Raw genomic sequence first — 12,833 nt, 5'->3', positions numbered from 1 at the left:
CTTATGAAAAAAAATATAAAATTCAACCTAAAAATGTAGTTAAATCGTTTTACTAGCTACAATAGTAAATATTTTTTTTGAAATATTTTGAAATAACAAAATTTGTTTTTTTCTTTGTCTAGGTTCTCAATATTTAATCCACTTCGGGTTTAAAAGAAATCATTAAGTTCTTTATGTCACTTGATCAAGGAAACTAGCTTAAGTGTATAATCAGAATAAAGCTCAAAAAAGAAAATCCAAAAAATCATACACAACACATTAATGGATATTAACGAATTAAACGCTAAACTCGTATCAGAATTGCGCGAGATTGCTAAGTTGATCGGTATCGCAGATGCTGATAAGTTGCGTAAGCAAGAATTAATTGAAAGAATTAGCAATACTGGTGGGGAAGAGGAAGCAGCTTCAGCGCCTGCTGAGAAAGCCGCTAAAGTGGAGGAAGATACGCAAGAACATGGTGAACGCACTCGTAAACGGGTAAGAACAGTAAAAACTGCGGAACCTGTCACAGTAAGAAAACGTGAAACTGTAGAAAATGATGAAAATGCTGCTGCGGCAGAAAGCTCAGCAACCACAGATAATGGTGCTCAAGCTGAAAAAGCACCTCAAGCACCTAAAGTAGAAAATACCTCTTCGAGCACAGATTTTGACAATGTCATCGTTAATGAGGGGGTATTGGAAATCATGCCTGACGGTTATGGTTTCTTACGTTCTTCAGACTACAACTATTTGACATCTCCAGATGATATTTATGTATCACAATCTCAGATCAAATTATTTGGTTTAAAAACAGGTGACACCGTACGCGGTTGTATCCGTCCTCCTAAAGAAGGTGAGAAATATTTTCCATTGGTGCGCGTAGAAGCCATTAATGGACAAAACCCAGCAGAGGTACGTGATCGTGTACCATTTGATTATCTGACACCTTTATTTCCGGATGAGCGTTTAAATCTTGATATGGGTGTGGGAAATTACTCCACTCGGATCATGGATCTGTTTACGCCCATTGGTAAGGGTCAACGTGGGTTAATTGTTGCACAGCCAAAAACTGGTAAAACAAATTTGTTGAAAGAAGTTGCCAATGCGATAGCTAAAAACCATCCTGAAGTATATTTGATTATCTTATTGATCGATGAGCGTCCAGAGGAGGTTACTGATATGGCCAGAAGTGTTCGCGCTGAGGTTGTTTCATCTACATTTGATGAACCTGCTGACCGTCATGTGAAGATTGCCAATATCGTACTTGAGAAGGCAAAACGTATGGTAGAATGCGGTCATGATGTGGTAATTTTATTAGATTCAATCACACGTTTGGCCCGCGCTTACAATACTGTGGCCCCTGCATCAGGCAAGATTTTATCTGGTGGTGTGGATGCAAATGCATTGCATAAACCAAAACGCTTCTTTGGTGCTGCCCGGAATATTGAAAATGGTGGTTCTTTAACTATTCTGGCTACAGCGTTGACAGATACAGGGTCAAAAATGGATGAAGTGATCTTTGAAGAATTCAAAGGAACTGGTAACATGGAACTACAATTAGATCGTAAGTTGGCCAACAAACGTATTTTCCCTGCGATTGACATTACAGCATCCAGCACACGTCGTGATGATCTATTGACCGACAAAGATTCTTTACAGCGTATTTGGGTGCTCCGCAACCACTTGTCGGACATGAATTCTACCGAAGCAATGGAGTTTTTACAAGCTCAAATGCGTGGTACTAAATCAAATGAAGAATTTTTGATCAGTATGAATGGATAATCCCATCAAATTTTGATATTTTAGCCATCATTTTTAATAGAATGATGGCTTTTTTTATAGAAAATAGATCATTGATGAAAAAACATATTCCAAATTTGCTGACTTGCCTAAACCTCTTCAGTGGCTGTATCGCTGTACTGATGGCCTTGGATGGCAATATTAAAGCGGTAACCATATGTGTGCTCGCTTCAGGAATATTTGATTTCTTTGATGGTATGGTCGCCAGACTCCTTCATGTCAAATCTCTCATCGGTAAAGAACTGGACTCCTTGGCGGATATGGTGAGTTTTGGATTTCTTCCAGGTACACTGATGTTTACCCTGTTGCTCAAGGTGTTTCCCGAAGGGTCGCCATTACCTTATTTAGGTTACATAGTAACTGTATTTTCAGCCTTGCGCTTGGCCAAATTTAACCTGGATGAACGGCAAACTTCAGATTTTATTGGATTAAACACACCAATGAATACTTTTTATGTACTCTCCTTACCTTATATCGCGGACAAGTATCCTAACGTTATTTTAAACCCCTATTTTTTGATCGGTAGTGTGTTATTGACGAGTTTTCTATTGGTGAGTGAAATTAGGCTGTTTTCAATGAAATTTAACTCCATGGACTGGAAGACCAATAAATTTCGTTTTATATTTTTGATATTGACGGTAATCTTGTTTATCCTTGGACAGTTTATGGCATTGCCGCTTATTCTTCTCTTGTATTTTATATTGTCGGCATTTCATTTTAATAAAAAAACGATCTAATCAGATCGTTTTCTCATATTGTTCCAACTCAAAAAGCAATTCTTTCATTTCGACATCCAATACATCGAATGTTGCTCTCAGGCCTTCAAGGGATTCCTGATTTTTTGCATTTGTCTCTAATTCTTCAAATTTGTCTTTCAAATGAAAAGCACCAATGTAATCCATCGTCGGTTTGATGTGGTGGGCGGCATCAGCAATTTTTTGAAGATCGCCTTGGATCAGTGCACTCCGTAAATTGTCAAGATCAACGGGGGTCTGAATAAGGTACATGGATACGAATTGTTTGATTAATTCTGAATTGTCAAACATGTTTTGCCTGATCAAATCAATGTCGATATGGTTCATCGTCGCTAATTTTCTTTACCGGTAATTCGTCACTGCAATTATTTAATAAATATACGTTATTTTTTTTGAAAACCGGATGTACATAACCAGGGGCGATTTCAGCGAGCGGTTCTAGGGTAAATCTTCTTTCTGAAATAAAGGGATGCGGGATGTTGAGGTTTGGAAGATCAATGATATCTTCGTTGAAATATAAGATGTCAATATCAATCACTCTTTCACCCCATTTTTTTTTTCGGACTCTCCCTAATTCCAGTTCAATATGCTGTGTGGATTGCAAACAATCAATTGCAGACAAAGAAGAATGTACCAAAATAACCTGATTCAGAAATGCGGGCTGATCTTCAACTCCCCAAGCAGCTGTCTCATAGATTGAAGAGGCTTTAACAATCGTTCCAATGGCCGTTTCAATATGTTGTCTTGCTTGCAAAAGCTGTTGTAAACGATCTCCGAGATTGGTGCCTAACAATATAAAAATTTCATTCATATTGCTAAATTAAGGTTTTAATGAATTCCCCTGATCAAAAAATCATTTTAATGGAATGGAAGCATGCGAATAGTTGATTAGGTTGCCTTAGCTGAGAAAATCAGATAAAAAATAAGTATAGATGAAATAAAGTACTGTGTGAATAAAAAATATTGCATTACCTTTAGTGTAAAATAGATTGTTCCATCTATAAACATGAACAGATCATCGGATTTAATTATAAAATATGAAATCATTTTTTAAGTATGTATTGGCTACCATCACAGGGATTGTTATTTCTTTTGTGGTGCTATTTATTATTTTTATGGGAATCATCGGAGCAATTATCAGCTCAGCATCTTCCGATCAGGAGGTTGTGGTCAAGAGCAATTCGGTGTTATACCTGTCTTTCGATTATGATATCACTGAACGTAGTGAGAATAATCCTTTGGGAAGCCTGAATCTTCCGGGATATTCGACAAAAAATATTGGGCTAGATGATATTATAGCTCGGATCAGATATGCTGCGACAGATGGAAATATCAAGGGTATCTATATCGATGCAGGCAGTATCGGTACTGGTTTTGCAAGTTTGAAAGAAGTCCGTGAGGAACTGCAAGCATTTAAAAAAACTGGAAAATTTGTGGTAGCATACAATTCGGGCTATAATCAAAAATCCTATTATATCGCGAGTATTGCGGATAAGGTATATGTTAATCCTCAGGGTACGATCGATTTTAGAGGTCTTGCGAGCTCTACGATGTTCTACAAAGATCTATTGGACAAGGTGGGTGTAGAGATGCAGATTGTTAAGGTTGGGACATTTAAAAGTGCGGTAGAGCCCTTTTTCCTAAACCAAATGAGTGATCCAAACCGTCTTCAGGTAACATCTTATCTGGGCAGTATTTATGATACTTTCATTGAGGATATTTCGGTTAGCCGGAAGATCGCAGCGGACTCGTTGCGTGCCATTGCGAATGACTACCGGGTCAGAAATGCTGATGACGCTGTACATTATAAGCTGGCTGATGCCAAAATCTATAAAGATGAGTTATTGTCTGATTTGAGGAAACGATTAAAAATTGCTGAAAAAGATGAGATTTCTTTTGTCTCTTTGTTAGATTATAATAAAAAGCTAAAAGATGATGCCAGCGGTGCAGAGGTTGCTGTTCTTTATGCTGTGGGAGAAATTGTTGATGGGGAGGGGGCACGTCCTGGGGAGATCGGTGGAGATAAGTTCTCCAGAGAGCTCCGAAAACTTCGGGAAGATGATGGGGTGAAGGCGGTTGTGCTGCGTGTTAATTCACCGGGAGGTTCAGCCCTCGCATCGGACATTATCTGGCGTGAAGTGATCCTGACGAAAAAGGTAAAACCAGTGATCGTGTCGATGGGGGATGTGGCTGCGTCCGGTGGTTATTATATCTCAGCTGCTGCAGATTCAATATTCGCAGAACCAACCACGATAACTGGATCAATAGGGGTATTTGGGGTAATCCCAAATTTCCAGAATCTGATGAACAATAAGATTGGGGTACATTATGATGGTGTGAAAACAGGCAAGTTTGCCGACCTGATGACCACCTTTGACCGTCCGCTGACTGCTGAGGAGCGTGATATCATTCAAAAGGAGGTAGATAAGGTATATTCTACTTTTACTAAAGTTGTCTCTGATGGACGTAAGCTGTCGATTGCTGATGTGGATAGTATTGGTCAGGGAAGGGTCTGGACTGGAACGCAAGGGTTGAACAATAAATTGGTTGACCGCCTGGGGGGCGTGGATGCGGCTATCCGGGCTGCTGCCCAAAAGGCAAAATTAAGCAAATATAAAGTATCCCAATACCCTGAAAAAGAAGATCCATTTACGGCTATATTGAACAATTCGAAAGAAAAAGTCCAAGTCTGGATAGCAAAAGAGCAGATGGGAGAATATTATCGGTATTTTGACCTGATGCGAAAGGCCACGGAACAAAGTGGCGTTCAAGCGAGACTTCCTTATTCGGTTGAGATTCATTAAGGATAATTTAATTCGATAAAAAGGCATTTATTCTAGTAAAAATAAATGCCTTTTTATATATTTAGCTGTTCGTTTGGCAAACGGCAAATCCAAAAACATTAAAGTTACATGATGAAAACAGTAGACGATTTAAATTTTGCAGGCAAAAAAGCCCTGATACGCGTAGATTTCAACGTTCCTTTGGACGAAAATTTCAATATTACGGATGATAACCGTATTCAGGGAGCAGCCCCAACAATAAAGAAAATTTTGAACGACGGTGGAAGCGTAATATTGATGTCCCATTTAGGAAGACCAAAAGATGGTCCTACTGATAAGTATTCATTAAAGCATATCGTTTCACATCTGGCGAAAGTATTGGGTACCGATGTGCAATTTGCCAATGATTGCATTGGCCAAGAAGCAGTAGAAAAAGCAGCAAATCTGCAAGCTGGTCAAGTTCTGTTGCTTGAAAACCTTCGTTTTTATAAAGAGGAAGAAAAAGGTGATGTTGGATTTGCTGAAAAGCTGGCAAAGCTAGGTAATGTTTATGTAAATGACGCTTTTGGTACGGCACACAGAGCGCATGCCTCAACTGCAGTCATTGCACAATTTTTTTCCGGAGCTAAATATAGCGGCTATTTAATGGCGGCTGAAGTTGGGAATGCCGAGAAAGTTTTAAATAATCCAGTTCGACCTTTTACAGCGATTATGGGGGGAGCCAAAGTTTCCGATAAAATTCAATTGATTGAGGCTTTATTGGATAAAGTTGACAACTTGTTGATCGGTGGCGGAATGGCATATACTTTTATCAAGGCCAGAGGAGGTGAAATAGGACAGTCCTTGGTAGAAATGGATAAACTTGATCTTGCTAATGAGTTAGTTAAGAAAGCGAAAGAAAAAGGCGTGAATCTGGTGATTCCGACAGATGCACAGATCGCTGATGCATTTTCTAACGATGCAAATGTATATGATGGTCCAAATGATCAGATTCCGGCAGATCTTCAAGGTCTGGATATTGGTAAGGAGTCTGCCGCAAATTTTGCATCGATTATCAAGGAGTCAAAAACGGTACTTTGGAACGGTCCGATGGGAGTTTTTGAGTTTGATACCTTTGCTAAGGGTACTAAAGCTGTGGCTGATGCTGTGGTGGAAGCAACTAAAAACGGCGCATTTTCCTTAATCGGTGGTGGGGATTCGGCTGCAGCGGTCAGCAAATTTGGTATGTCGGAAGATGTGAGTTATGTGAGTACTGGTGGCGGAGCGCTTCTAGAATATATGGAAGGAAAGGTTCTTCCAGGTGTGAAAGCACTTGAAGATTAATGTTTCTTTAGACAGAAAAGGGATAATTTAACATTATCCCTTTTTTTGTGGGGTGGATTTCCAAAAGAGGTTTGCCTCGTAGCTTGTTCACGGTTTTAAATGTAATGTCACATTAAATCAATTATCCGTTAAATATATATAGGGCGGGGCGTGAGTCTGTAGGGTATTTGCTAAATTTAGGCTAACATGTTTATTTATGTAGTTATTGATGGATGCTAATCAGAAAAAGGAAAGAGACAGTTCAGGTTTTTTTTCAGTGTTGACATATAATGTAGCGGGATTGCCAGGTCTTATATCTTCAGCAATCACAGGTAGGAGCAGGAGTATAGCTGAAATTGGGGAAAAGATCAATCCATTTGATATTGTGAATGTGCAGGAAGATTTCAACTATAATAATAGCCTCTATCGTGGTGGGAATCAGCACCCATACCGGACAAAAACAAAAGGAAGGGTGCCATTTGGGGATGGATTGAATACTTTGTCCCGTTTTCCGATGACTGAAGTTGTCCGTATACCATGGCGAAAACGTACTGGAGCAGATTTTCTAACGCCGAAAGGGTTTACCTTGGTAAAAGTTGAAATTGTGAAAGGTGTCTGGCTGGACGTTTACAACGTGCATGCAAATGCACAAAACAATCGGAGGGCATCCAGTGCCCGACGGGATAATCTCAATCAGCTGCGTGATTATATTGAGGAGCATTCTTTGGACAATGCTTTAATTGTGATGGGGGATTTTAATGCGCATTATAGCTTCAATGATGATAATTTACATGATTTTATGCTATCTACCGCATTGGTGGACAGTTGGGTTGAACTTCAAAATGGAGGGCTGGCACCTGAAGCAAAACATGAATTTAAACCACCGCACATGTTGTCGATCAGTAACGAGTGCGAATCGATCGATAAAATACTGTATCGGAGCGATAAACATTTAAGTCTCATGGCCAGGGATTATAACATAGAAAACAATCTCTTTACGAATTCAAGGGGCTTACCACTGTCTGACCATTATGCATTGGCCTTGAATTTTAATTGGGCCATCCATCCTTAATCCAAAACAATTAATAGGTATAATTTAAGCTTACTGTTGGAACGATGCGCTGCGTCGCTGTATGATCATTGATATAAGTACCCTTCATCATGAATTCAAAATCAGGAAGCGGGTATCGAAAAGCGTTGAAGTCGAAGGATAGGTAGGCGCCGAAGCTTTTTGGTCCTACTTCTTTTTGTTTATGAATATTTTGATAATCGGCAAATATTCCACCTTTTATTCGTTTAATGTAAGCTACCGAGCCCAACCCAAAATCAGGGTATGCGACAGGAAATCGGTAATTGATCAATAATGTATTTTTAATTTTCTCATATTTATAATAGCTGAATCCACTGACGAGCGGGATGTCATTGATATATTCGTAGATCCCAGTGCCTGCCTGTGCGCTTAATCGGACTTGAAAACCATGGTTGTTGGCAAATCCTGGCAAATAGAAAATCGTTCTGGCGGATAGAATTTCACCTTTAGCTTTGTTTTCAAAAGGTGTATGCCTATAAGTTACACTAAAATTCTGGCCCCATCTAGGGTAGAGGTCCATGCTGGCCATTCTGGCATTGCGGTTGAAATAGAGCTGGTAGGTCAACGGAAATGCTGTTTCATAGTTGAAATTTTTCAAGTCGTTGCGACTAAGTCCATAGCGTTTTAAGTAAGCTGTCGCGAAGTTGAAGCCTGTAGCGTAATTGTAGTCCAACTTATAAAACGACAAGGGGATGGATATTTGTGAAGAGATATAATGCTCTCTCCAATCAAATTTAATACTACTATCGGGTTTACTGGGGCTGCTGGCTGCGGCTATCTGCCCTCTATTTTCGTATCGTAGGGATAACTTAGGAAAATATTTATTGTAAGTAAGTTCGGCAGAATATATCCCTTTTCTGATGTCAGTATCATATTCGTAGCCAAGTGCTACTTGTGTTGTGTTAAGGATATTGTTTGAAAGCCAGAAAATACCCGGTTTGAAGTTGTCGAAGCTTTCAAAGTTACTGCTACTCAAAGATAGGCTATGAAAGTTGAAGGTTCTTCCCCATCCCTTATAGGGAAGGATTTGGTCGTGCTGGTTGGAATCGACAGGAACATTATCCATGCTATGGATGTTGTCCTTGCCCATGGATGCACGGTAGTAATGGGAAAAATAATCGATCTCTGGCTGGATATCAAAGCATGTATCCAATGGTATTTGGCTTATTTTATAACCATTGTATTGATAGTCATTAAAGAATAACTGATTGTTTTTTCGGTCATAAAAAGGATTGAATGCACCGAATTGCGCTTTGGTAAAAAGGTGTTTTTGCTTTGATTTAAGGTCAATGCGATAAATATTATCGATACCATTGAAGTTTGCTTTTACGAGTATATTCATACCTGAAAGGTATTGAGGTCTTTCGTATTGCTGATTCCCCCAATCGGTAAGATTGGTGATCTTGTCATTTTTTAGGTCAATTTCACATAACGCAGTACCCATTTCGGACAAACGGATGGCTATGATTTTGTTTCCATCAGGGCTAAAGGCCGGCTGTTGTAGCTGTTCTGAATCGGTTAATTTTATCCGTTTAAGGATAGAGCCGTTTTTAACACTTATGAGGGTAAGAAAGCTGTCGTTGGATAAATCTACTTCAACGCAGGCTATTGTTTCCTCTACGGGGCTAAAAACAGGTGAATAATATCGTGACCGTTTGGAAAGGCTTCTTATTTTACCGGTTTTTAAGTTCATGATGTGAATAATACTATAGGTCCTTTTATTATAACGAGGATCTTTTCTGAGCTCATCCCATACGATATGATCTGCTTTTATATCAAAATGTGGTGTTAATTGGATACCGGTTTTTACCAGTTGAAATTCTGTTTTTTTGACACTGTCATAAGCAAATATTGCAGGTGTTTTTTGCGGATTTTGTTTGATAAAATAAATGTAATTATCCTTTGTTTTTGGAAGTAAATTACTGTTGTAATAAGTGGGATTTTGGCTATTGATTTCTGGGTATTTTTGATAGTGATATAGTGCTGTTTTTTCTTTCCATATTGTGTCCATATTGGCCAGCGTTTCGGTAAATAGATGTGCACTATTACCACCTGTTTTTTTCTTCAGCACCCGATTAATATTATAGGGATATAGTGGATGTTTGTTAAGCTCGGAAAATAAATCGGCTTCATAGTTCGGCGGTAATTTGGCTTTTAGCGTTGAGGTCATCAAATACCCAATTGTATAGTAACTGGGGACAATATCCCGATATGAACCGAGTAAGTATTTGTCGAAACTGTAGTTGCGGCCGGAGTACAAATTTGCTTTGATCGGCATTTCAAAAGAAGGTAGTCTTCCCCTTCCGCCACTGGAATATATTGTTTCGCTCAGGGTCGCGTCTCCCTCGAAATACCAAGAAGGTACTGTTAATCCATAATAGGCCAATGCGAGCTGTTCGAAAAATGGGGCTTTTAGTTTTCCTGTCAATTTGTCAAATTGACTTACATGTCTAGATTCATGAAGGATGAGATTTGGTAGCCAGGTCTGATTGTCCGGTTCAGCTCCAGCGGTACTATATAGCTCAGATTTCCGGGGTGAAAGTTGTACAAATCCATTTGTTTCCAAATGGGTATTGTGGATAATGAAAGGAATTTTTCGAGGGACAGTTTTGTAATTTCTGCCTGTTGTCTCCAAGGACCATTTGAGCTGACGGGCTAGGGTAGGGGCTTTTCTTTTTAGCTCTTCAGGGAAAATAAGCTGAAAATTATTCGTCTCAATTTTAAACCATTTTTGGCTCAAAGGAGCTTGACTGTCATCAAAAAACTGTGCATATGTTTTTTGTGAATATATTATTGATATTGTAAGTGTTAATATGTTGATAATAAATTTTTTATACATTGTATATTTTTGTTTATCTTGTGTTTGCTATTTTTTTTAGCTAAAAATACTGTTTTTGTGTTAACTATATGTTTTTATTATTATTGTAATATCTCTGATTTATAGGTTTTTATGACTTTTATAATTGTACCTTTTTTAGCCTGTTTTTTAGTGTTAAAATCAGTTGATAACGCTTGTTTTCTTTCTCCGGCAACCTTCTTGTGAAGAAGCTGAAATACATGACGAATATACTTAAATATTCAGCTTAAAGATAAATGGTGTAGAAAATATTTGGATATTTTTTGGGGAGTATAAAAAAGGTGTGTTATCCGGGAGTAAAGTTTTCGTTGCTTGATGACCGGCGCATTGTGTAGCGTATTTGGTCTGCCATTGTTCGCTGATGAGGGTTCAATCTGTGGATGCTGTTTGTGTTGATTTTTTTATCGTGATTTTGATCAAAACTGAGGTTGTAGATCGTTTATGTTTATTGATGACAAAATGTCATTTTTTTACTATTCCCTTTTCATGATGCTATTTGCTGGGGACGAAATTTTCATGCAGTTGAGCTACATTTTTATTATTTAATTTTTTATTCAGATTTTACGTTAAAAAAACGATTTTTGTAGCATATAACTTTTGTACAGATGTAGGATTATAAAATTGATAGGAAGATATGGAAGAACTGGAAATGCAGGTAAGTCAAATAGAACAATTGATAGCGAAAGGTGATTTTGCGGGGCTAGAAGAATTTCTAAATGAGTTAAATATTTCAGAGGTTGAAGAGCTGATTGATGAACTGCCTGAGTATGGTCCACTCTTTATAGAATCCTTAAATTTGAACCGTGCAGTAAACGTTTTCAGGATCCTGGATTTTCCTACTCAGAATAGAATTTTCAAAAAACTTTCCAAGGCAAAAATCAGTGCTTTGATCAATGAATTGCCTCCTGATGATCGGACTTCTTTTTTCTCCGAAATGAAGGACGATATAAAGCATTTAATATTGCTTTTACCACCCAAGGATAGGGTAGAAGCTTTAGCTTTATTAGGCTATCCTGAGGATAGTGTCGGGCGCCTGATGACTCCTGATTATATTACGGTAAAGGAGCATTGGAGCATCGAGCGAATCTTGGGGCATATCCGTCGATATGGGAAGGATTCTGAAACAATTGATGTGCTTTATGTGATTGATGGAAATGGTAAATTGATCGATGATATTCGGATCAAGGACGTGCTGATGGCCGAGCCTGAAACTATTGTCAGTGATCTTATTGATTACCGGCTGATTTCGCTGAACGCATATGACCCACAGGAAGAAGCGATCAATATTTTCAGAATGAACAATCGAGTTGCGCTTCCAGTTGTCGATGGTCAAGGTGTCATGCTTGGGATTGTAACGGTGGATGATATTTTATGGGTAGCCAATGAAGAATATACGGAAGATATGCAACGTATCGGTGGTACTGAAGCTTTGGATGAACCCTATTTAGATGTGTCTATTAAAAATCTGGTGAAGAAAAGAGCGGGTTGGTTAATTGTTCTGTTCTTGGGGCAATTATTGACTGCTACGGTCATTGAGCATTTTGAAGAGCAGATGGCGAGTGCGATCATGTTGTTTGCATTGATGCCGGTGATTATTTCCAGTGGCGGTAACAGTGGCTCACAGGCTTCGACATTAATTATTCAGGCTATGGCGCTCGGAGAGGTGACGCTTTCCGATTGGTGGCGTGTGATGCGTCGGGAGATCTTGTCGGGGTTGCTGTTGGGACTCATTCTTGGCGCTTTGGGTTTTTTAAGGATTATGGCCTGGCAATCTTTTGCACATAGCTATGGGGAGTATTGGGTTTTGGTGGCCTTGGTGATTTCCTTGTCCTTGGTGGGGGTGGTGTTATGGGGCTCACTCATGGGGTCCATGTTGCCCTTTGTGATGAAAAGGTTAGGGGCCGATCCGGCGAGCTCATCCGCGCCATTTGTATCGACTTTGGTCGATGTAACAGGGCTGTTGATTTATTTTACCGTGGCGACCTTAATTCTGAAAGGAGTATTACTCTGATTGGGCAATGATTATTCTTGCTAAGCTTGAAAAGCAACAGCAATATCAGGCTTTGTGGGGGTGTAAGGCTGGATTATATTCGAGTAATTTTTGTGCTGCTATTTTATGGCACTGCAAGAAAAAGAAAAATAAATTATTCTAATTGGATTTTAGGAAGTTGTAAAAAATGTGCTCAAAAAATTTGTACTATTCTAATAATCTTCCGATACTTGCATCACGGAAACGCGATAGGGTCTCCGAAAAATTGAAAAACACT

Annotated in this window: 9 protein-coding genes; 6 read left to right on the top strand and 3 right to left on the bottom strand. The window is 39.0% G+C overall.

Annotated features, from left to right (window positions below):
* The first annotated feature begins 261 nt into the window (after window positions 1–261).
* Window positions 262–1,761 carry a transcription termination factor Rho gene (gene rho, locus HX021_RS08905; protein WP_286589830.1) on the top strand — a complete coding sequence of 500 codons (1,500 nt, stop codon included), beginning with the start codon at window positions 262–264 and terminating at the stop codon, window positions 1,759–1,761.
* Between the two features lie 74 nt (window positions 1,762–1,835).
* Window positions 1,836–2,516 (top strand): CDP-alcohol phosphatidyltransferase family protein, encoded by a 681-nt coding sequence (locus tag HX021_RS08900; RefSeq protein WP_286589829.1) that lies wholly within the window; start codon window positions 1,836–1,838, stop codon window positions 2,514–2,516.
* Here the strand turns inward: HX021_RS08900 and HX021_RS08895 are convergent, their stop codons facing one another.
* Both HX021_RS08895 and folK read right to left on the bottom strand, forming a co-directional pair.
* Window positions 2,517–2,861: an Hpt domain-containing protein gene (locus HX021_RS08895; RefSeq protein WP_286589828.1), complete on the bottom strand. Its 345-nt coding sequence runs from the start codon at window positions 2,859–2,861 to the stop codon at window positions 2,517–2,519.
* The gene (gene folK, locus HX021_RS08890) at window positions 2,842–3,345 is read right to left on the bottom strand and encodes a 2-amino-4-hydroxy-6-hydroxymethyldihydropteridine diphosphokinase (protein WP_286589827.1); all 504 of its coding nucleotides are present in this window, start codon (window positions 3,343–3,345) and stop codon (window positions 2,842–2,844) included. The genes HX021_RS08895 and folK overlap by 20 nt, the downstream gene beginning before the upstream one ends.
* Window positions 3,346–3,571: 226 nt before the next feature.
* On the opposite strand from folK, the gene sppA reads away from it, so the two are divergent.
* The 3 genes from sppA (at window position 3,572) to HX021_RS08875 (ending at window position 7,691) form a co-directional block, all read left to right on the top strand.
* Entirely contained in the window at window positions 3,572–5,338 is a 1,767-nt protein-coding gene (gene sppA / locus HX021_RS08885; RefSeq protein WP_286589826.1) for a signal peptide peptidase SppA, read from the top strand.
* Window positions 5,339–5,449: 111 nt separating this feature from the next.
* Complete coding sequence (locus HX021_RS08880; protein ID WP_286589856.1) at window positions 5,450–6,640, top strand: phosphoglycerate kinase; 1,191 nt, start codon at window positions 5,450–5,452, stop codon at window positions 6,638–6,640.
* Between the two features lie 208 nt (window positions 6,641–6,848).
* On the top strand, window positions 6,849–7,691 hold the full coding sequence (locus tag HX021_RS08875; protein WP_286589823.1) for an endonuclease/exonuclease/phosphatase family protein: 843 nt from the start codon (window positions 6,849–6,851) through the stop codon (window positions 7,689–7,691).
* Between the two features lie 10 nt (window positions 7,692–7,701).
* On the opposite strand, the gene HX021_RS08870 is transcribed toward HX021_RS08875, so the two are convergent.
* A complete protein-coding gene (locus HX021_RS08870) occupies window positions 7,702–10,548 on the bottom strand; it encodes a TolB family protein (RefSeq protein WP_286589821.1) in 2,847 nt (948 codons plus the stop codon).
* Between the two features lie 652 nt (window positions 10,549–11,200).
* On the opposite strand from HX021_RS08870, the gene mgtE reads away from it, so the two are divergent.
* Window positions 11,201–12,577 carry a magnesium transporter gene (mgtE, locus tag HX021_RS08865; RefSeq protein WP_286589819.1) on the top strand — a complete coding sequence of 459 codons (1,377 nt, stop codon included), beginning with the start codon at window positions 11,201–11,203 and terminating at the stop codon, window positions 12,575–12,577.
* Window positions 12,578–12,833: the final 256 nt, after the last annotated feature.

The organism is Sphingobacterium sp. N143 (assembly GCF_030325625.1).
In the GTDB taxonomy this organism is placed as follows: Bacteria; Bacteroidota; Bacteroidia; order Sphingobacteriales; family Sphingobacteriaceae; genus Sphingobacterium.
Note: the sequence above shows the minus strand (reverse complement) of the source record. Positions and strands in the feature narration are given on the sequence as shown.